Origin of the sequence: Cryobacterium glucosi, assembly GCF_004402235.1 — a bacterium.
GTDB lineage: Bacteria > Actinomycetota > Actinomycetes > Actinomycetales > Microbacteriaceae > Cryobacterium > Cryobacterium glucosi.
Map to the genome: position 1 here is coordinate 78,331 of NZ_SOFS01000018.1, position 19,862 is coordinate 98,192.

A 19,862-nucleotide genomic window follows, 5' to 3' on the forward strand; every position below is an offset into this window, starting at 1 on the left:
CTGGCTTTGAGCAACGAATGCATCCACGGACTCGAGGGTGGCCTGTGCGCCATCTGTTTCCCGAAACCGGTTCCGGAGGCTGTGCCCGCGACACCCGCGGTTCGCGCGAGCCGGGCCAAGTCCGCCCCGTCGCCGGCGCGCTCGAAGACGGCCTCGAAGCCGCCGTCGCTGCGGAGCGCCCCGGCAAGCAGCGCCTCCGGTGCGACGAGTGCGACCCGCCCCCGCCCCTCGACCCGGGCCAAGTCGTCGATCGGGCCGAAATCCGCCCCCGACAACGTCGGCGAGCAGCGCATCTATCACCTGACCCACATCCGCAACCTCGCCGGCATCCTCGCCAGCGGCGGCCTCCTCGCCGACGCGAGCGAGGCCTGGGCCGTGCGACCCGCCGTCGACATCTCCTCCGTTCCCAACCGTGAGAAGCGCCGCAGCACGCTGATCGCCGGCACCGAGAACACGACCGTCGCGCACTTCGTGCCGTTCTTCCTCTCGCCGAACGCGACCATCTGGGACAGCATCCTCACGAACACCGGGGACCCGCGCCTGTCCAGGGACGCACCGTATGCCGAGAACTTCGACTTCGTGATCCTCGTCAGCACGGTCAAGAAGGTCGTCGAGGCCCAGTCGGGCCACGGTGAGCCCGCCCTCGGCGTCATCGCCGTGACCGACGGCGATGCAGCGGGCACCCTGACCCGTGTCGGTGCGACGCCGGAGACGAGCGACCGGGTCCTCCGCCGGCTGCGTGCCGAGAAGGATGCCGCAGCGCTCCTCGAGGCCGAACTCCTCGTCGAGGAGACCTTCCCGTTCGAGCTCGTCACCATCGTCGCCGTCGCGAATGACAAGGTCCGTGACGTCGTGCGCGGCATTCTCGCCGAGTCCGGTCACCGCCCGAAGGTCGCGGTGTACCCGCCGTGGTTCCACGCCTCGGAGCAGGTCACCGCTTAGGCCGTCCGACGCGCGAGCGGTCGTCTCAGACGACGTCGAGGGGGACCTGTTCCCCCTCGGGCAGCTCGATCCGGATGATGTCTCCCGGCTGGACCGCACCAGCGGACGCGACCACGCTCATCACGCCGGCCTTGCGGGTGATGCGGCCGGCGGCATCCGTTTCGATGAGCTGCTTCATCAGCCCGCCCTGGTATCCGTTGATCAGCGAGCAGGGGTTGCGCAGGCCGGTCAGTTCGACGACGGCGTCGGCGCCGAGGTGCAGCCGGGTGCCGAGGGGGAGCCCGGTGAGGTCGATCCCCCGGGTGGTCACGTTCTCGCCGAGTTCGCCGGGCCGCACGGTGTAGCCGTCGTGGGCGAGCTCGTCGAAGAGCTCGGACGGGATCAGGTGCACCTGGGTGAGGTTCGGCGCCGTCGGGTCCTTCTTCACGTGGTAGCGGTGCTGCACGGTCGCACCCGCGTGCGCGTCGCCCTCGGCGCCGAGACCCTCGAGCAGGAGGATGCGCGGCGCGGCAGGCTTGCTGAACCGGTGCGCGTCATCGAGGCTCACCGACACGACCGCCGTAGAGTGCTCGGACCGCATCGGCTGGTCGGGCTGCGTGGGCTGTTCGGGCGGGGAAGTCACCATGAGACGATTCTGGCATGCCGCTCGTCCGCGCCAGGGGCTGGCGTCGACCTGCACGGCCACGACGTAGAGGTGGCGGCCCTGCTCGATCCGCTCGACCTCGTACACCCGCACGGCGGTGTTCACGGTGCTCGGCACCGGATGCCCGACCCCGATCCCGTAGGTCACGGTGCCCTCGAAGTCCCCGGCCGGGGCGTACCGGGTGATGGCGGCCAGGCCGACCGCTTCGCGCGGAGCCTCGAGCACACTCGAGATACCGTCCTCGGTGTGGGCCTGCGCGAGGCGGAACACCACCCGCAGGATGCTGTCGGTTCCGTCCATCGGAATCGTCAGGCCGCTCGCATCTCCGGTCAGGACCGGCACGTATTCGAGTTCATAACCGGGGAAGCCGCCCTCGAACCGGAAGCTCAGCTGGTCGTATGGCGGTGAGGCGAGCGGATGCGCCCCCGCACCGATCGAGGTCAGTGACGGCAGCGGCGGACTCGGCGGCGGGGCGATCGGGACCGCGATGTCATGGCCGATCGTTGCCGGTTGTCCGGGTCCCGGCCAGGCCCAGCCGTAACTGATCCGGGCGGAGAGGACGCGGTCACCGGGCTGCGGGGTCGCCGTCGCGTCGTCGGGAGGCGGCGTGGCGCTGTCCGTTCCGGGTGCGGACGGGGAGGCGGTGGGGGACGCGGTGGGGGTGGAAGCAGACGTGGACGTCGGGGCTGGCGTCGGGCTGGGGAACGACGGCGCACAGCCGGCCAGAACCATGCTGACGGCGAGTACGACGGGAAGTCCGAGCTTTCGTTGGGAGCAGAACATACGGCTCCTCTCCACTCCTCGTTCTACTCCCGGGTCTGCTCCGCAACAAGGCGGGCGGTCAACCAGGCGTCGAACTCGGTGGCGGGAAGCGGCACGCAGAGCAGGCTGCCCTGGGCGGAGTCGCAGCCGAACCGCACGAGGGCCTCGTATGCCTCGTCACTGTCGACGCCTTCGGCGACCATTCGCAGTCCGAGGCTGTGGGCGAGGGCGATGGCGGAATTGACGAGGGTCGATGAGCGTTCGTCGTGTCCCATCGCGACGATGAACGATTCGTCCAGGCGAAGTTCGTCGATGGCGAGGTCGCGCAGCAAGGCGAGGGAACTGTAGCCCGTCCCGAAGTCGTCGATAGACATCCGCACACCCTGGCCTCGCAACCGGTTCAGCACAGCGCGCGCCCGGGACTGGTCGGCGAGCAGGAACTCCTCGCTGATCTCGAGAGTCAACACGAACGGCGGCAACGCGCGATTCGCGATCATGGCGCCGAGGTGTTCGGGGAGGCCGGCGTCGATCAGCGCAGCCTGGGGAAGCCGGATCGCGACGCCGAGGTCCAGTCCCCGGTCCCGCCAGGCGGCGGCCTGGTCGAGCGCCTGTACGAGCAGGGCCTCCGACAGCGCCCGCACGAGGCCGGCGTCCTCGACGAGATCGACGAATTCGGAGGGGTGCAGCAGGCCACGGACCGGGTGATTCCAGCGGATCCGGGCCTCGGCGGCATGGATCTCGGACGTGTCGAGGTCGATGCGGGGCTGGTAGTGCAGGGTGAGTTGGTCCTGGACGAGCGCCTCCCGCAGTTCCTGAAGGGTGCGCAGGCGCACCTCGCTGTGCCGGTCGTCGTCGGACTGATAGACGTGGAACCCGCTGCCGGTGGACTTCGCCACGTACATGGCGGTGTCGGCCTTGCGCATCAGGGCGCCCAGGTCGCGGCCGTGGCTCGGGTACAGCGCGATGCCGATACTGACGCTCGTCTGCAGGGAAATGCCCTCGAGCGTGAAGGGTACGGCGAGCGCCGCCCGCAATCGATCGGCGAGAGCGGATGCCTCCCCATCCCTGTTTCGTGCGACGAGGATCGCGAACTCATCGCCGCCGAGCCGCGCCAGCAGGTCGAGCGGTCCGAGCTCGCGCGCCAGCCGCACGCCGACTTGCACGAGAAGTCGATCGCCGGCATCGTGACCGAGGCTGTCGTTGACCTCCTTGAACCGGTCCAGGTCGAGGAGGAGGAGCGCGCTGCCCTGCTTCCGGTCGGACGCGAGCCGCGCCGCGACGTCGGAATACATGGCCCGGCGATTCGGCAGCCCGGTCAGGTCGTCGGTGCGTGAGAGGTGGTTGAGTCCCCGCTCCCGCGAGATCATCGGGATGACTGCGAGGGCCAGTGTCACGCTCGCGAGACCGATCGCGAGTGCCGAGATGTGATTCTGGGTCGCGTAGACCAGGATCCCGAGTCCCGCGGCCGTTGCGATCGCGGGAACGACGAAGGCCATCACACCGTTCGGCTCCCGCGGCGCCGCGACGACGGGATAGGACGCGCGGTCGACCCAGACGGCGATGAGCGCCAGGCCGATCGCCCAACTGGCATCGAGCAGGGTTCCCAGGGAGTAGCCGCCGTCGAGGAGGGCGTATGCCACGTCGGCGCCCGCGTAGACGACGAGGCCGCCGATGAGAGAGACCCAGGCGCGCCCGGCGTGTCGGCCGTAGAGCGCGGCAACGCCGGCGATAGCAGCGATCAACAGCAGATCGAGCATCGGGTACGCGAGATTCACGAGCGTTTCGAGCGACACCGGTTCGGCGGAAGCAGAGACGAGTACCGGGTTGAGGAGGACGGCCATGAATGCGGCGACACTGACCGAGCCGACGGCACTGTTCAGGAAGGCCGCCCAGGGCACCCTGCGGAGCTGCCGGCGTGCGGTGACGAAGAGGGAGGCAAGGATCAGGCCGTAGAAGGCCAGGTAGAACAGGTCAGCGACCGAGGGGGAACCGGGCCCACCGAGGAACCGGGTGGAGATGGTGAAGCTGACGTCACCGAGGAAATTGCACGTGACGGCGGCGGCGGCGAGTGTCACTTCTCGCCGGACGTAGTCGGCCCGGCGGACGGCGGTCCAGCAGACCACGACGGTCGCCAGGCCAGCGAGCTCGGCGAGGACGAAGTCGACGAGGACACTGTAGTCGCCGCCCTTGCCGACGAGCATCACGACGTAGAGGGCGAGCGGTATGCCCATGATCCACAGGGGTCGGCTGGATGGCTGCCCGACGGATGCGTCCATCGTCTGCTCCGGAGACGACTTCAGGGTGCGCGTCCCTCCGCGCAGGATCGTCATGTCGCGACCGGCTCCGCGACCGACCGGCGGTCAGCGAGCCACCGGTCGAAGGCATCCGCTGGGATCGGCCGGGAGATGAAGTACCCCTGGGCCTGGTCGCAGCCGAAGCCGGCGAGGGCGTCGTAGGTGGCGGCGTTCTCGACGCCCTCCGCGACCATGCGCAGCCCGAGGCCGTGCGCGAGCTCGATCGAGGACTTCACGAGCGCCGCGGCGCGCTGGTCGTCCTTGAGCGGGAAGACGAAGGACTGGTCGAGCTTCAGTTCGTCGATGGGCAGGTCACGGAGGTACGCGAGCGAGCTGTAGCCGGTGCCGAAATCGTCGATCGAAATGCGGATGTCGTTCGCGCGGAGTCTGGCCAGAATGTCCCTGGCCCGGTCCCGGTCGCTCATGAGGAAGTCCTCGGTGATTTCCAGTTCGAGCACCGAGCCAGGCAGGCCGCGCTCGGCGAGGAGGCTTTCGATCCGTTCGGGAAGCTCGGCGTCGACGAGGGAACTCGCCGACAGGTTCACGGCGATCGAGAGGGGCAGGTCCCCGGCCCAGGCGGCGGACCAGACCCTCGCCTGGTCGAGCGCGACGGCGAGCACCCGCTGCGTCAGGGCGTGCATGAGCCCTGCCTCCTCGATGAGCACGAGGAACTGGTCGGGGAAGAGGAGTCCGCGGGTGGGGTGCTGCCAGCGCACGAGGGCTTCGACGCCGGCGACGCTTCCCGATGCGAGGTCGATCTTGGGCTGGTAGTGCACGATGAGCTGGTCGTCCTGGAGGGCGAGCCGCAGTTCGGAGAGGGTGCGCAGGCGCAGGTCGCCGTGGCTGTCGTCGTTGCTGCGGTACACGTGGTGGCCGCTGCGGGTCGATTTGGCCTTGTACATGGCCATGTCGGCCTTGCGCATCAGCCCGGTGAGGTCGCTGCCCTGATCCGGGTACAGGGCGATGCCCACGCTCACCCCGGTCTGCAGGGCGATGCCCTCGAGGGTGAACGGCACGGCGAGTGCAGCGCGCACCCGGATCGCGAAGTCGACGGCTTCGGCATGGCCGACGTCGTCGAGCAGGATCGCGAACTCGTCGCCGCCGAGCCGGGCGAGCAGGTCCTGTTCGCGCAGCTCGTTCGACAGGCGGATGCCGGCCTGCACGAGCAGGCGATCGCCCGCATTGTGCCCGAGACTGTCGTTGACCTCCTTGAACCGGTCGAGGTCCAGCAGAAGGAGGGCCCGGCGCCCGCGGGGCTCCCTGGTGATCCGGGCCGTGACATCGCCGTACAGGGCCCGCCGGTTGGGCAGCCCGGTGAGATCGTCGGTCCTGGCCTGGTGCCGCAGCACGATCTGCCGGGAGACGAGTGGCAGGGAAGCGAGGGCGAGGGCGGTCGCGGCCAGCCCGATGGCGAAGCCGGTCACCGGGACCTGGCTCGCGAGGATCAGCACCCCGAGGCCCGCGCCCGTCGAGACGATCGGAACGGCGACGGCCGCGACGCTGTCCTGGGTGTGGCTGTGCGTCTCGGTCTGGCGCGACGAAGCATCGATCCAGACGGCGACGAGGGCGAGTCCGATCGCCCAGCCCGCGTCGAGGGAGGTGCCCGTGACGTAGGCGTCTCCGATGCGCAGGTAGACGATTTCGGTCGCGGAGAAGATCATCAGCCCGAGGACGAGCAGCATCCAGCGCCGGCGCGGATCCGGGCCCTGGGTCGCGGCGGTTCCGGCGATCACGAGCACGAGCATCGCGTTGAAGAGTGGGTAGGTCACGACGACGGCGGTCGCGCCGGCCTCGATGGTCGTGCCCACGGAGTCGAGGATCGGGGTGAGGAGCGCTGCGAGCACGGAGCCGGCGCCGAGGATACCGATCGCGCCCTCGAGGAGCACCGGCCAGCCCGGCGGGTGGCGCTGCCGACGTGCGAGGGCCACGATTGCCGTGACGATCAGGAGATAGAAGAGGAAGTATCCGATGTCGGGGAGGGTCTGGGACTGGTCGGAGTCTCCGGGCCGGAAGTATGCGTAACTGTCCGCTGCGACGACGATCGTGATGGCGCTCGCCGAGAACACGATCTCGCGGCGGTCGAAGCCCGCGCGGACGACGGCGGTCCAGGCGACGGCGACAAGACTCAGCTTCGTGATGATCGCGAGCCACACATCGACGAAGGGGCTGAACTCTGACCCCTGCGAGACGAGCGCGACGGTATAGACGGAGAGCAGGAGACACATGAACCAGACAAGCCAATTGCCTGATGAGGCCACATACCGGGCGAACGTGCCGAGGCGGCGAGCCAGCGTTGTCATGGTTACCGGTGCCCCTCCGCCTGCGTGTGCCCAGCATATCAGCGGGACAGACCGGATTATCGGGACCACCTCCCGAAGGAGGGGCGGCAGCCAGGGGCGCCGGGGCCGCGGGGAGGAGCAGAATGGCTGTGCAGGCATGACCTAAGGCGCAGGAGGCGGACCATGGTGGTTCTCGTGGGGTATTCGAGCAAGTACGGTGCCACGGAGGGGATCGCGGAGCGCATCGCGCGCAAGCTGCGCGAGGCAGGGCGCGACGCCGAAGCGAAGCCGGTCTCGGTCGTGGAGAATCCCGACCGGTACACCGCGTTCGTGATCGGGAGCGCCGCGTACATGGGCTCCTGGCGGAAGGACGCCGTCGACTTCGTCCGCGGCAACCTCGAGCTGCTCACCTCACGCCCGCTCTGGTTGTTCAGCAGCGGCCCGCTCGGCACCGCGACTCGCAACGCCGAGGGACAGGAACTGATCATCGAGGCCGAGCCGAAGCAGTTCGACGAGTTCGTGACCGCGCTCGAACCGCAGGGAACCAAGGTCTTCTTCGGGGCGCTCGACCCGGCGGCCCTGCGGCGCCGCGACCGGCTCGTTCGGATGATCCCGGCCGGCCGGGAGCTGCTCCCGGAAGGCGACTTCCGCGACTGGGTCGCTATCGACGCCTGGGCGGCGTCGATAGCCGCCGAGCTGCCCGCGACCGCTTAGGCCGCTCGCCACCAGCCCCGCCTGCGGGGCTCAGGGAGCGAGGAGCGCCCGGATGTCCTCCGCGGTGAAGTCGTCGCCGACATCCGCTGCCGTCGCCGCGCCGTCGAGGCCCGCGCCGTCGAGGCCCGCGCCATCGAGTACCGAGCCGACGAGACGCGCCTTGCGCTCCTTGAGCGCCATCACCTTGTCCTCGATGGTGTCCGCGGCCACGAGCCGGTAGACCATGACCGTGCGGGTCTGGCCGATGCGGTGGGTGCGGTCGATCGCCTGCGTCTCCGTCGCCGGGTTCCACCACGGGTCGAGCAGGAAGACGTAGTCCGCCTCGGTCAGGTTGAGGCCGAAGCCGCCGGCCTTGAGGCTGATCAGGAACACCGGCGCCGTGCCGCTCTTGAACCGGTCGATCACCTCTGAGCGCTTCAGCGTCGAGCCGTCGAGGTAGCAGTACGGGGTGCCCTGGGCGTCGAGGCGTGCGGCTGCCTTGCCGAGGAACGAGGTGAACTGGCTGAACACGAGCGCCCGGTGACCCTCGGCGACGACGTCGTCGAGCTGGTCGAAGAGGGCGTCGAGCTTGCTCGAGGGCACGTCCGCGTAGGTGTCGCCGAGCAGGGACGGGTCGAGGCTCAGCATCCGCAGCAGGGTCAGCGACCGGAACACGATGAACCGGTTCGCGTCGAGGTCCTCGATCAGCCCGAAGAGTTTCTGCCGTTCGCGCTGCAGGAAGGTGTCGTAGAGCGCGCGGTGCCGGGGATTCAGCTCGATGCGCAGTACCTGCTCCTGTTTCTCGGGCAGTTCGCGGGCGACGACGTCCTTGGTGCGGCGCAGGATCAGGGGGCGGATGCGGCGGCGCAGCCGGGTGATCAGCGCCGGGTTGCCGGGTTGCCCGGCGTCGTCTGTTGTGCCGGCAGGTCTCACGCCGTGTTCGTCGCGGTTCTCGATCGGGCGGACGTACTCCTCGCTGAACCGGCGGGCGGAGGGGAACAGGCCGGGTGCGACGATCGCGAACAGGGACCAGAGTTCGAGAAGCCGGTTCTCCATCGGCGTCCCGGTGATGGCGAGCTTGAAGGGCGTGTCGAGGTCGCGGGCGCAGGCGTGCAGCCGGGAGGCGTGGTTCTTCAGGAATTGCGCCTCGTCGAGGATCAGCCCTGCCCAGCCCTGGGCGCGGTACGCCGCGAAGTCGAGACGGAAGAGCGTGTATGAGGTGACGATCACGTCGTGGTGCGCGACGGCATCCGCGAGCGTCGTGCCGCCGCGGCCGAGGACGGTCGACTGGGTCGTCTCGACGCCGTGCACGCGGAGCCCGGGGGTGAAGCGGGCGGCCTCGGCGATCCAGTTGGAGACGACGGAGGTCGGGGCGACCACGAGGAACGGGCGGCGCGGTACGGCGGGTGCGGCGCCGGATTCGCGCGTCGCGTGTTCGATCAGGGCAAGCGCCTGCAGGGTCTTGCCGAGGCCCATGTCGTCGGCGAGGATGCCGCCGAGGCGATGCTTCCAGAGGAAGGCGAGCCAGGCGAAGCCCTCGCGCTGGTACGGGCGCAGGGTCGCGGTCACTCCCTCGGGCACAGGAACGGGCTCGAGGAGGCCATGGCCGTCGCCGTCACGGTCGCCGGCGTCGACCGCGCGGGTCCGTTCGAGCAGCCCGGACACCGCGGACCGCCAGGCCGTTGCTTGCTCGGTGTGTTCGGCGAGGTCCTCGAACTCGGCCCAGAGCTGGGCCTGGTAGCGGCTGATCCGCAGCCCGGTCTCCCACTCGGTGAGGCTGCGGGCCTCGTCGATGAGCGTCCGCAGGCGCTCGAACGCGGGCTGGCGCAGCGAGAGATAGGTGTTGTCGATCATGAGCAGCTTCGGCTTGCCCAGGGCGAGTGCCTTGAACAGTGGGCCGAAGGGCACGGTGCGGCCGTCGATCGTGACGATCACGCCGAGGTCGAACCAGTCCCTCTGGTTCGTCTCGACCGTGGTGATGGTCAGTTCGGGCGTCGCGGTGAGTTCGCGGTAGCCCGGATCCGCGCCGATCCGGTCGATCCGCAGCCCTCTCAGCTCGTCGAGCCGGGGGAGTTCCTCTGAGGTGAATTCGGCCGCGTCGAGCCCACGGAGCGTGTCCGGAGGCGAGCCGGGTGCGGTGCCTGGGTGAGTTGCGGAGAAAACACCGTCGCGGCGCGGAGGAAGGTGCTTTGTCCGCAACTCGACCGCCGCGATGAGCGCGGCCTCCGCGGAGGCGTCCCGACCGGCGGGGCGGCCGGGGCCAGGGCCGGCGTCGAGAGGGACGCGCGTGACGGCACGGCCCTCGCGGTACTCCCAGTCCCAGGCGAGGCTCAGCGCCTGCTTGGGGAGGAAGCGCACGGTGAGCACCAGGACGGGAGCGGCGGCCGCCGGGAAGCTCACCGAGGCATCCGTGCTCGTCACCGGGAGCGCATGACGGAGGCTCGGGTAGAAGTCGCCGAGGAACTCGGCCGTCTCGGACGCGGGCACGGCCACGGTGGCGGGCACCCCGAGCAGGCGGCTCTGCTCCGGACCGAGCGGGCCGCGGGTGGGTGCGAAGAGGAAGGACAGGGCGAGGGCGGGGGACCGGGGCGGGGACTTCGTCGAGGTCGGGGTCGACGACGCGGGGGGTGTCTGCGCATAGACGTAGACGCCGTGGCTGCCGATCGCGCCGGCCTGGGCCGGGGGCTGCGCATCGCCGTCGATCGTGAGTGTCGTGGTCAGGCGCAGTCCGGGCGCGCTTTCAGCAGGAGCCGTTGCCGCGGTCTCGGACGGGGATTGCGTCACGTCGAGTGCGACCACGGCTTCCGCCGCCACCGTGACGGTCGCGCCCTTCTTCGTGCCGACGAGCGCGATCCCGAGCCGGCGCGCTTCGCCGAGGTGGGCCCAGAGCAGGGAACTCTCGAAGTCGTCGAGGTAGAGCCAGTCGGCCTCCTGGCTCGTGTACACCCCGCGCACCGCGCGGTTCAGGGCCCAGAGCTCGCTGAGCCAGCGCTTGTGCTCGGGATTGAGGGCGAGCCGGTTCACGTGGAAGCTCAGCTGGTTCCATGTCACGCTGCCACGCACCCAGTTGCCACGCGCGTTCAGGACGACCGGGCGCACGCCGAGCCTGAGCGTGCCGTGGCCACCGCGGAGGCTCGTGACCGTCTGCGCCGTCGGCCCGCGCCAGCGTTCATCGGTGCGCGGGGTCAGCTCGCGCAGCTCGAACTGGAGTCCCATCGCCGTCGGGGCTGCGGTTCCCGGGGACGTCGCGGCGCTCCCCAGTGCTCCGGCGGGCGGTCCAGCGAGGCTCCGGGCGCGCATCCGCCACCCCGGTGCCGGTGCAAGGGGCCCGGTCTGCGACATTCCCCCATGCTCTCACGCTCCCGCAGCTCAGGGCAGCGGATGCACCCCGGCCGCATCGAGGATCCACGCGTTGTCGAAGGCGATTTCCCGCCAGCGGGCGTAGCGCCCGGACACCCCGCCGTGGCCGGCGGACATCTCGGTCTTGAGCAGGACATCCGCCCCGACCTCGCGCAGGTGCGCGACCCACTTCGCCGGTTCCACGTAGAGCACGCGGGTGTCGTTGAGGCTCGTGACCGCGAGGATCCGCGGGTAGTGCGTGTCTCGAACGTTCTCGACCGGTGAGTAGGACTTGATGTACGCGTAGACCTCCGGGTCGTGCAGCGGGTCTCCCCACTCGTCCCACTCGATGACCGTGAGCGGCAGCGAGGGGTCGAGGATCGACGTGAGCGGGTCGACGAACGGCACGCCGGCGAGGATGCCGGAGAACAGCTCGGGGGCGAGGTTCGCGACGGCGCCCATCAGCAGGCCGCCGGCGCTGCGGCCCTCGGCGACGAGCCGGTCGGGCGCGGTGAGCCCCGCATCGATCAGGTGATGTGCGCAGTCGATGAAATCGGTGAAGCTGTTGCGCTTCTCGAGCTCCTTGCCGTGCTCGTACCAGAGCCGGCCGAGTTCGCCGCCGCCGCGCACGTGCGCGATCGCGTAGACGAGTCCGCGGTCGAGCAGGCTGAGCCGGGCGATGCTGAAGGTCGGGTCGATGCTGATCTCGTAGGACCCATAGCCGTAGAGCAGGGTCGGCGCGGGTTCGCCGGGGGTGACCAGGTCACTCCGGTAGACGAGCGAGATCGGCACGCGGGTGCCGTCCGCGGCCGTCGCCCACTCGCGGCGCTGTTCGTACCTCGCCGGGTCGTACGCGCCGAGCACGGTCTGCTGCTTGAGCAGGCGGCGCTCGCCGGTCGCGACGACGAGGTCGTAGACGGTCGACGGGGTGACGAAGCTCGTGTAGCCGAACCGGATCGTCGGCTGCTCCCACTCGGGGTTCGCCCCTGTGCCTGCCGTGAAGAGCGGTTCGTCGAAGGCGAGCTCGGTGAACGTGAGCGGGCGGGCAGCGTCGGCGGTCGCAGCGGATGCCTCGGCCTCGGTCCCGAGCGACGCGATCGCCACCTGCGTCAAGCCGTCCCGCCGGTACTCGGCGATGACGAAGTCGCGAAACGCGTCGACGCCTTCGAGCCGGACGGATTCGTCGTGCGGCAGCAGCATCCGCCGGGGGCCGTGCGGGTCTCCGGCGGCGACGTCGACGAGTTCGAAGTTGACGGCCTGGTCGTTGTGCACGATGAGGAGCCGGTCCTCCCCGGCGAGGACGGCGTGCTCCACGTCGTACTCGACGCCGTCGCGGCGCGGCCAGACGATTGCGAACTCGCCGGTGGGATCGCTCGTGTCGAGCAGCCGGGTTTCGGTCGTCACGCTCGAGCCGGCCTCGATCAGCAGGTACTTGCGGCTGCGGGTCAGCCCGATGCCGACCCAGAACCGGTCGTCGGGTTCGTGGAAGACCTGCGCGTCGCTCGAGGGGTCTGTGCCGATCTCGTGCCGCCAGACGGTGTCGGGGCGCCAGGCCTCGTCGACGGTCGTGTAGAAGAGGTAGCGGCCACTCGGTTCGAACAGGGCGTCCTCGCCGGTATCGGTTATCTCGTCGGCGAGATTCTCGCCCGTCGTGAGGTCGCGCACCCGGATCGTGTACCGCTCGTCACCCTCGGTGTCGACGGCGTAGAGAAGCCGGGTGGCGTCTGCGCTCACGTCGAAGCTGCCGAGGGCGTAGAACTCGTGGCCGGCCGCCTCGGCGTTGTCGTCGAGCAGCACCTGCTCACCGGGGAGGCCTGCCCGGACGGTGCCGGACGTTCCGGCGTCGACGGCTTCGGGGTCCAGGATCGGCGGCGCCCAGTCGTCCGGGCCCGAGATCGGGGCGCGGCAGTGGATGCCGTATTCCTGGCCCTCCACCGTGCGGGTGTAGTACCACCACCGGCCCTCCCGCACGGGCACGCTGAGGTCGGTCTCGCGGGTGCGCGCCTTGATCTCGTCGAACAGCTGCTCCCGGAGCGGTGCGAGCCGCGCGGTGCGGGCATCCGTGTACGCGTTTTCGGCCTCGAGATGGGCGAGGACCTCCGGGCTTTCCTTGTCGCGCAACCACTCGTAGTCGTCGGTGAAGAGGTCGCTGTGGTGCAGGCGTTCGACGGGCTTCTTCGCGGCGAGGGGAGGGACGACGGCAGCTGTAGTCATGGTGTTCAGCGTACTGAGGCTGGAGACGAGGGAGAATTGGGGGAGTACCGAAGCCGGCTATCGCGGTTTCACGGAAGGAAACAGCACATGGAGCAGGGCCTCACCACCGCCGTAAGCATGACGGAGAGCAGCACGAGCACCAGCACGGATGGCGCAACAGGGCACGTTCTCCTCGGCCGGGTTTTCGATGCGGTCCTCTTCGATATGGACGGCACCCTGGTCGACTCGACGCGGGCCGTGAACCGGGCGTGGATGCGCTGGGGAGCCGAAGCGGGCCTCGGCCCGTCATTCACCGGGGCCGAACACGGGGTGCCCGCCCGGCAGATGGTCGCCAGGCTCGTTCCCGAGGACAAGATCGAGTGGTCGATCGGCCGGGTGCTCGAACTCGAACTCGACGACCTCGAGGGCATCGTGATTCTTCCCGGGGCCGCGGAACTGATGCAGAGCCTGCCGGAGGGCCGCCGCGCCATCGTCACCTCGTGCGCCCGTTCGTTGTGCCTCGCCCGGCTCGAGTCGGCCGGCTTCCCGGTGCCGGCGACCGTCGTGACGATCGACGACACTCCGCGCGGCAAGCCGTTCCCTGAGCCCTTCCTGGCTGCGGCCGCCCGGCTCGGCGCCGACCCGCGTCGCTGTGTCGTGGTCGAAGACGCGCCGGCGGGCCTCGAGGCGGGTCGCGCGGCCGGATGCCTGACGATCGGTGTCGCCGGAACGCACACCATGGACCAGCTCGACGCCGATCTCGTCGTGCCGAGCCTCGACCGCCTGCGGATCAGTATCCGCGACAACGGCGTCGTCTTCGAGCTCCTCCCCGAATAGCCCTTCGGGGCAGGGGCACCTCAGGACTGGTAGATCTCGAGCGGCAGGCCGTCGGGGTCCCGGAAGAAGAACATCGCCTTGTGCGTGTTCGGGTCGACCCGCAGCTCCTCGCAGGCGACGCCCGTGCCGAGGAGCTCCGCGCGCGTGCCGGGAACGTCGTCGACCTCGAACGCGAGGTGGCGCAGGCCGAGCGCCTCCGGGCCGCTGCGCCGGGGCGGGGTGTCCGGGAACGAGAACAACTCGAGGATGTACTCGCCGTTCAGGGCGAGCTTGCCCATCCAGGAATCGCGCTCGGCCCGGAAGTACTCCGCCTCGAGCGTGCAGCCCACGACGTCGACGTAGAACCGCTTCGAACGCTCGTAGTCGCTCGCGATGATGGCGATGTGGTGAACCCGGTTGATCAGCATCCTCCCAGCCTGACACAGCCGTTTCTGTGAGTCTCATAGCCCGAGTCCAGAAAACACCCGGGACCGGCAACTATCGTGAAGATTCTGACCATGGAACGCAATAAGGGGTTTTGTTGACGAATCACAGACCCGAGGGTCGCGCGGACGCCCGCAGGCACGCACGGGCGGCAACGCTCATCCGCCATCGGCGCCGACCGAGCCGCAGCCACACGATGCTGACCCTGATCAAGGCGCTTGCGCTCACGCTCGCCGTCGTCCTCGTGAGCGGCGTCTCCGTTGCGGCCATCGCGGTGAGCCAGTTCGCAACGAAGGTCTCCGCTAACGCGGTCGACATCTCCAACGGGGCGACCGACCTGCCCGCGATTCCCCAGCTCGGTTCCTTCGAGGGCGGCTTCAATGTCCTCGTCGTCGGGGTGGACAACTCCCTCACCCAGTCCGCAGCCTATGGCGACCGCACCGGCACCCTCAACGACGTCAACATTCTGCTGCACGTCTCCGCCGACCATAAGAGCGCGGTCGTGATCAGCATTCCCCGTGACCTCGTCGTCAACCAGCCGGCCTGCACGGACCCCGATACCGGGAAGGTGGCGAAGGCCGCGACGTCCACGGCCATGAACGCGTCCTTCGGACGGGGCGGCCTCGGCTGCGTGGTCTCGACCGTTTCGTCGCTGACCGGGCTGACCATTCCGTACGCGGGTCTGATCTCCTTCGAGGGCACGGTCGCGATGGCCGACGCCGTCGGGGGCGTCCCGGTCTGCCTCAACGACGCGATCAAGGACCCGTACACGGGACTCGACCTTCCCGCGGGAACGAGCGTCGTCTCCGGAACCGCCGCCCTCGCCTACCTGCGCAGCCGCCACGGCGTCGGCGACGGCAGCGACCTGTCCCGGATCTCCTCGCAGCAGGCCTACATGTCCTCGCTGATGCGCGTGATGAAGAGCAGCGCGACGCTCACCGACGTGTCGAAGCTGTCGGCCCTCGCGACGGCCGCGGGGACGAACCTGAAACTCTCCACGTCCCTCGCCAACATCCCGACCATGGTCGGCATGGCGCTCGCCCTGAAGGACATCGACCTGAACCAGCTCGTGTTCGTGCAATACCCGTCGGCGACCGACCCGCAGGACACCAACAAGCTGGTACCGTCGACCGCCCTTGCCAAGAAGCTGTTCGCCGCGGTCACGGCCGACCAGTCCTTCACCCTCGACGCCAAATCCCTCGGCAACAGCGCCGAACTCGACCCGACGGCGGCGCCGGCCGCAACGCCGACGCCGACCCCCACCCCCACTGCCTCGGCCACCGGTGCGGCAACGGGCACTCCGACGCCCGCGGCAACGGATGCAGCTGCTCCCGTCGAGATCGCCGGGCTGCGCGGCCAGACCGCGAGCCAGCAGACCTGCTCGATCGCCTTCAACTACTGATCCAGGGGCCCGTCGAGCTGCTCCGAGCGCACTCCGCCGAGCGCACCCCGATGATTCGCGAACGAGGGATCACGGATCAGTGGACCCTGCGCTGTTCTTTCGCGCGCCCTGGTGCTAACGTCATCTTGTTCAGTTGACTTATATCTAGGAGAGTGAGATGAATTCTCGAGATCTCCGGCGGCAGGTCCTCGTCGTGATCGGCGCGCTCGTCGCCCTCGTCGGATCCTTCATCGGGTCAGGTGCCGCGGGCGGCACCCCCATCCAGAACGCCGCCGGCGGCGCGCTTGCCGCTGACGCGACCCTGATCGCCCCTGCCGTCCCCGCGTTCGCGATCTGGACGCCGATCTATCTCGGCCTGGTCGGGTACGCCATCTGGCAGTGCCTGCCGGCGCAGCGGAGCGATCCCCGTCAGCGTCTGCTCGGATACCCGGTCCTGGCGTCCCTGATCCTGAATGCCGCGTGGATCCTGAGCATCCAGTTCGACCAGCTGTGGCTCAGCGTGCCCGTCATCGTGGCCCTGCTCGCTGTCCTCGTCTGCACCTTCCGGCTCACCCTGGCCTCACGCCCGAAGAACCTCGTCGAAACGATCATCCTCGACGGGACCATGGGCCTCTACCTCGGCTGGGTCTGTGTCGCGACCGCTGCGAACGTGACGGCCGTGCTCGTCGTCGCCGGCTTCACGGGCTTCGGGCTCGACCCTGACCTCTGGGCGGTCGCCGTCATCGCGGTCGCCACCGTCGTCGGCGGGTTGCTCGCGATCAGCGGTCACGGCAGGCTCGCCCCTGCGGCCTCCCTCGCCTGGGGGCTCGGTTGGCTCGCCGTCGCACGGCTCGGCGGAACACCGCCTTCCGTGCCCGCCGGTGTCGCGGCCATCGTCGGCGCCGTGCTCGTGATCGCCCTGACCGTCGGCGCGCGCCTGCGCATGGCGAAGCTTCCCGTCTCCCCGCCGACCCGAATGGTAATCGCATGACCGACCAGCACCCAGCCACCCCCACTGCCTCCGCCCGGGCTGAGTCCCCGCGCCGCCGGTGGGCCGGCCTCGTCTTCATCAGCATCGCCGTCGCGCTGATCATCGTCGACTCGACGATCATCAACGTCGCGATCCCCTCGATCGTGCGGGACCTCGCGATCACGTCGACCCAGGTGCAGTGGGTCCAGGAAAGCTACACCCTCGTCTTCGCAGCCCTCCTGCTCGTCTTCGGCACACTGGCCGACCGGTACGGGCGCCGTCGCATCCTGATCCTCGGCGTCGTGCTGTTCGCCGCGGCATCCGTTCTCGCGGCCCTGGCGCAATCGGGCGACCTGCTGATCGGCGCCCGCCTGATCCAGGGCATCGGCGGCGCGATGGTGCTCCCGACCACCCTGTCGCTGATCAACGCGAACTTCCGCGGCCGCGACCGCGGCATCGCCTTCGCGATCTGGGGCTCCACGATCGGCGGCATGGTCGCGGTCGGGCCGCTCCTCGGCGGCTGGCTGACCACGTACTTCTCCTGGCGCTGGGCCTTCGGCATCAATGTGCCGCTCGGTGTGATCATCGTCATCGGTGTGCTCGTCTTCGTCTCCGAGTCGAAGGATGCCGGCGAACCCCGCAGGGTCGACGTCGTCGGCGCCGTGCTCTCGGTGCTCACGAGCGCCAGCCTCGTCTTCGGACTCATCGAGGGACGCAGCTACGGCTGGTGGCTGACGAACAAGCCCATGGTGATCGGCGGCTTCACCTGGCCGTATTCGATTTCCCCGATTCCGGTCGCCTTCGCGATCACCCTCCTCGCCGGCGCGGCGTTCATCCTGTGGGGCCTCTCCCGGCAGCGCGCAGGCAAGACCACCCTGCTCGCATTCTCACTGTTCCGGATCGCTTCATTCCGCAACGGGAATATCGCGGCGCTGATCGTGTCTCTCGGAGAGTTCGGCATCATTCTGTCCCTGCCGCTCTGGCTGCAGAACGTGCTCGGCTACGACGCGCTCCAGACCGGGTTCGTGCTGCTCGCGCTCGCAATCGGCTCCTTCGTCGCGAGCGGATTCGCCGGCGCATACGGCAACCGGGTGTCACCGGAAACGATCGTGCGGGTCGGAATCGTCCTGGAGATCCTCGGCGTCGCGGGGCTCGGCCTGGTGATCACGGCGGACGCCAGCTGGCTCGCGATCGTGCCGTTCCTCTTCGTCTACGGGATGGGTGTCGGCCTCGCGACCGCCCAGCTGACCGGAGTCGTGCTCAAGGACGTTCCGGTCGAAAAGAGCGGACTAGGGTCCGGCACCTCCTCGACGGCGCGGCAGATCGGCTCCGCGCTCGGCATCGCGGTGCTCGGCACCGTGCTGTTCACCTCGGTCGGCGCCTCGCTGGACGCGAAACTCGCGGACGTGCCCGGGCTGCCGGAGTCTGCGCGCACCCAGGTCGTCGACGCGGTCGTCGACAGTGCCGGAGCGGCGATCCCCGCCCTCGAAGCACAGAGCCCCGCCGTGGCCACGGCCGCGCGCGACGCCTTCAGCGAGGGCACCCGGTACTCCGCGTTCGCGGCCGCCGGATTCCTTGTCCTCGGCCTGCTCGCGACGCTGCGGCTCTCGGGCACGACGCCGCACCGCGACGGACGTGAGCCAGAAGCGGATGCCGGCGGAGAGGCATCCGCCGCCGTCACCACGGCGGGCGAGCCGGTCTAGCACAGCGGACGCCGGGGCAGCGGCCGCCTCAACGCCGGGTCTCCGCGGCTAGGAGACCGGCGGCCCTGGTGTGGCCGGTGGCGGCTTCGCTGCGCTCCTGCGAGCGGGCTGCGGCTTCTGGTACGCCAGTTCCCCGCCCACCCTGCCGCCGTACGGACGACCGTGATCGGCGAATTCCTCGCGGAAGAACGCCATCCGCCACGGCCCGAGTTCGATGCGCGCGCCGGTGCGCAGAATCCGGCCCCCCTCTGACGGACGACTTCCGTCGATGCCCTGGGACTCCGTTCCCGGCGTGACGGGCCCGAGGGGAAAGAACACGTACTCGTCGTTCTGATCATGCCGGATCTCGGCGTGGATCGGGGAGAGACCGTCGAGCCTCAGATCGGCGTCCGGGCTCGATCCGATCGTCGTGGTCTCCGGCATGAGGTCGAATTGGCGGGGCGGCGTGCCGTCCCAGTTTTCCGACCCGACGACGAAGATCAGTCGGGGACGCCCGGATCCGCGGGTGTAGTGCGTGGTCGTCACGGTACGCCGGATGCGGCGGTCGAGCGTCGGTACCAGGGGGAAGAGGGTGGAGGGCGGCAAGGTCACGACCGGTGCCGGTTCTGCCCCGCCGGCGCGCCTGCGACGCCGCAGCAGCGGCGCCAGCGCCGCCCGGCTGCCGAGGGCGACATGCGCGGACCCGGTCAGGAGGCGCTGCAGCCGTTGAGCCGGGATCGCACCGAGCCGGACCACCAGCCCGTTCGGACCGCTCAGCGAGACCGAGAGCCCCCGTTCGGCCAGGTCTGCCGCGAGGGTACGGATCTCCTTGAGAGTGATCGTCCTCGTCTGCAGGAAGAGCTCTGGCCGGCTCGCGAAGATCTCGACGTCGGTGCCGGCGGCGGTGATCGTTCCCTGCATCCGTTCGCCGCCGTGCTGGCCGTCCGGCTCGGCAAGGGAGAAGGCGAGATCGATGTCCAGACGGGTGGTCGTTGCCATGGTCAGTGGGCGAGGGACTCGGCGGTCGGGCCTTCGCTCGTCGTGACGCGGAGGGTCCCGTTCAGCTTCCATGTCGCCCGCGGGGCGTCCGGTCCGATGTCCCGGGGGACTTCGACGGCCATGTCGATGAAGGTGTAGTTGATCACGGCGCTCTTGCCGGTCAGGTACGACCACATCTCTTTCCCGAGGTCGGTCCAGTCCTGGATGATGTGGCCGTCGGGGCCCGTCGCCGTTCCGGCCGTGTCGTCGCTCGTGCTCGTGCTGGTGGTTTCGCTCACGGTGTGTCCTTCTGATTTCGTCGATGAGGATGCGGAGTCCGACGTCGAGGAAACCCTCCGGGGCACCCCGTGAGGGGGAAGCCCGGCCACGTCAACACTGCCGTTGGGTCGAGGCTAGTGGGCGACTTCGCGCAGCGGGGGATTCCA

14 protein-coding genes are annotated in these 19,862 nt (G+C 69.4%); 6 read left to right on the forward strand and 8 right to left on the reverse strand.

Annotated features, from left to right (window positions below; all coding sequences use genetic code 11):
• Window positions 1-81: 81 nt before the first annotated feature.
• Window positions 82-942: a DarT ssDNA thymidine ADP-ribosyltransferase family protein gene (locus tag E3O46_RS08110; protein WP_134559580.1), complete on the forward strand. Its 861-nt coding sequence runs from the start codon at window positions 82-84 to the stop codon at window positions 940-942.
• A gap of 25 nt (window positions 943-967) precedes the next feature.
• Here the strand turns inward: E3O46_RS08110 and E3O46_RS19005 are convergent, their stop codons facing one another.
• Genes E3O46_RS19005 through E3O46_RS08125 form a run of 3 tightly spaced genes read right to left on the reverse strand, consistent with a single transcriptional unit; the run spans window position 968 to window position 6,941 of the window.
• On the reverse strand, window positions 968-2,368 hold the full coding sequence (locus E3O46_RS19005) for an MOSC domain-containing protein (protein ID WP_420897724.1): 1,401 nt from the start codon (window positions 2,366-2,368) through the stop codon (window positions 968-970).
• Window positions 2,369-2,391: 23 nt separating this feature from the next.
• Complete coding sequence (locus tag E3O46_RS08120; protein WP_134445923.1) at window positions 2,392-4,677, reverse strand: putative bifunctional diguanylate cyclase/phosphodiesterase; 2,286 nt, start codon at window positions 4,675-4,677, stop codon at window positions 2,392-2,394.
• Window positions 4,674-6,941, reverse strand: coding sequence for a putative bifunctional diguanylate cyclase/phosphodiesterase (locus tag E3O46_RS08125; protein WP_166791047.1), 2,268 nt, complete (start codon window positions 6,939-6,941; stop codon window positions 4,674-4,676). Before E3O46_RS08125 ends, E3O46_RS08120 begins: the two co-directional genes overlap by 4 nt.
• A gap of 162 nt (window positions 6,942-7,103) precedes the next feature.
• Here E3O46_RS08125 and E3O46_RS08130 point away from each other — a divergent pair, with 162 nt between their 5' ends.
• The gene (locus E3O46_RS08130; RefSeq protein ID WP_134445921.1) at window positions 7,104-7,634 is read left to right on the forward strand and encodes a flavodoxin domain-containing protein; all 531 of its coding nucleotides are present in this window, start codon (window positions 7,104-7,106) and stop codon (window positions 7,632-7,634) included.
• Window positions 7,635-7,664: 30 nt separating this feature from the next.
• On the opposite strand, the gene E3O46_RS08135 is transcribed toward E3O46_RS08130, so the two are convergent.
• On the reverse strand, window positions 7,665-10,955 hold the full coding sequence (locus E3O46_RS08135; RefSeq protein WP_134561492.1) for an SNF2-related protein: 3,291 nt from the start codon (window positions 10,953-10,955) through the stop codon (window positions 7,665-7,667).
• 27 nt (window positions 10,956-10,982) lie between these two features.
• Window positions 10,983-13,166: a S9 family peptidase gene (locus tag E3O46_RS08140; protein ID WP_134559572.1), complete on the reverse strand. Its 2,184-nt coding sequence runs from the start codon at window positions 13,164-13,166 to the stop codon at window positions 10,983-10,985.
• Between the two features lie 87 nt (window positions 13,167-13,253).
• Between E3O46_RS08140 and E3O46_RS08145 the strand changes: the two genes are divergently transcribed.
• On the forward strand, window positions 13,254-13,982 hold the full coding sequence (locus E3O46_RS08145) for an HAD-IA family hydrolase (RefSeq protein ID WP_241987365.1): 729 nt from the start codon (window positions 13,254-13,256) through the stop codon (window positions 13,980-13,982).
• A gap of 20 nt (window positions 13,983-14,002) precedes the next feature.
• On the opposite strand, the gene E3O46_RS08150 is transcribed toward E3O46_RS08145, so the two are convergent.
• A complete protein-coding gene (locus E3O46_RS08150) occupies window positions 14,003-14,389 on the reverse strand; it encodes a VOC family protein (protein ID WP_134445918.1) in 387 nt (128 codons plus the stop codon).
• 113 nt (window positions 14,390-14,502) lie between these two features.
• Between E3O46_RS08150 and E3O46_RS08155 the strand changes: the two genes are divergently transcribed.
• The 3 genes from E3O46_RS08155 to E3O46_RS08160 all read left to right on the forward strand — a co-directional run bounded on the left by E3O46_RS08155 (window position 14,503) and on the right by E3O46_RS08160 (window position 18,459).
• A complete protein-coding gene (locus E3O46_RS08155) occupies window positions 14,503-15,807 on the forward strand; it encodes an LCP family protein (RefSeq protein ID WP_241987366.1) in 1,305 nt (434 codons plus the stop codon).
• 157 nt (window positions 15,808-15,964) lie between these two features.
• Window positions 15,965-16,777: a tryptophan-rich sensory protein gene (locus E3O46_RS18265; protein WP_166787224.1), complete on the forward strand. Its 813-nt coding sequence runs from the start codon at window positions 15,965-15,967 to the stop codon at window positions 16,775-16,777.
• Window positions 16,774-18,459 carry a DHA2 family efflux MFS transporter permease subunit gene (locus E3O46_RS08160; protein ID WP_134561493.1) on the forward strand — a complete coding sequence of 562 codons (1,686 nt, stop codon included), beginning with the start codon at window positions 16,774-16,776 and terminating at the stop codon, window positions 18,457-18,459. The genes E3O46_RS18265 and E3O46_RS08160 overlap by 4 nt, the downstream gene beginning before the upstream one ends.
• A gap of 48 nt (window positions 18,460-18,507) precedes the next feature.
• On the opposite strand, the gene E3O46_RS08165 is transcribed toward E3O46_RS08160, so the two are convergent.
• Together E3O46_RS08165 and E3O46_RS08170 are read right to left on the reverse strand one after the other, a co-directional pair.
• Entirely contained in the window at window positions 18,508-19,437 is a 930-nt protein-coding gene (locus E3O46_RS08165) for an FHA domain-containing protein (RefSeq protein ID WP_134561494.1), read from the reverse strand.
• A 2-nt stretch (window positions 19,438-19,439) separates the two neighbouring features.
• Window positions 19,440-19,715: a hypothetical protein gene (locus E3O46_RS08170; RefSeq protein ID WP_370294617.1), complete on the reverse strand. Its 276-nt coding sequence runs from the start codon at window positions 19,713-19,715 to the stop codon at window positions 19,440-19,442.
• Between the last annotated feature and the right edge of the window lie 147 nt (window positions 19,716-19,862).

Coding starts and splice junctions, on each gene's coding strand:
- E3O46_RS08130 (WP_134445921.1), top strand. CDS start 7,104: ATGGTGGTTCTCGTGGGGTATTCGAGCAAGTACGGTGCCACGGAGGGG.
- E3O46_RS08160 (WP_134561493.1), top strand. CDS start 16,774: ATGACCGACCAGCACCCAGCCACCCCCACTGCCTCCGCCCGGGCTGAG.
- E3O46_RS08150 (WP_134445918.1), bottom strand. CDS start 14,389: ATGCTGATCAACCGGGTTCACCACATCGCCATCATCGCGAGCGACTAC.
- E3O46_RS08140 (WP_134559572.1), bottom strand. CDS start 13,166: ATGACTACAGCTGCCGTCGTCCCTCCCCTCGCCGCGAAGAAGCCCGTC.
- E3O46_RS08125 (WP_166791047.1), bottom strand. CDS start 6,941: ATGACAACGCTGGCTCGCCGCCTCGGCACGTTCGCCCGGTATGTGGCC.
- E3O46_RS08135 (WP_134561492.1), bottom strand. CDS start 10,955: ATGTCGCAGACCGGGCCCCTTGCACCGGCACCGGGGTGGCGGATGCGC.
- E3O46_RS08145 (WP_241987365.1), top strand. CDS start 13,254: ATGGAGCAGGGCCTCACCACCGCCGTAAGCATGACGGAGAGCAGCACG.
- E3O46_RS08165 (WP_134561494.1), bottom strand. CDS start 19,437: ATGGCAACGACCACCCGTCTGGACATCGATCTCGCCTTCTCCCTTGCC.
- E3O46_RS18265 (WP_166787224.1), top strand. CDS start 15,965: ATGAATTCTCGAGATCTCCGGCGGCAGGTCCTCGTCGTGATCGGCGCG.
- E3O46_RS08120 (WP_134445923.1), bottom strand. CDS start 4,677: ATGACGATCCTGCGCGGAGGGACGCGCACCCTGAAGTCGTCTCCGGAG.
- E3O46_RS19005 (WP_420897724.1), bottom strand. CDS start 2,368: ATGTTCTGCTCCCAACGAAAGCTCGGACTTCCCGTCGTACTCGCCGTC.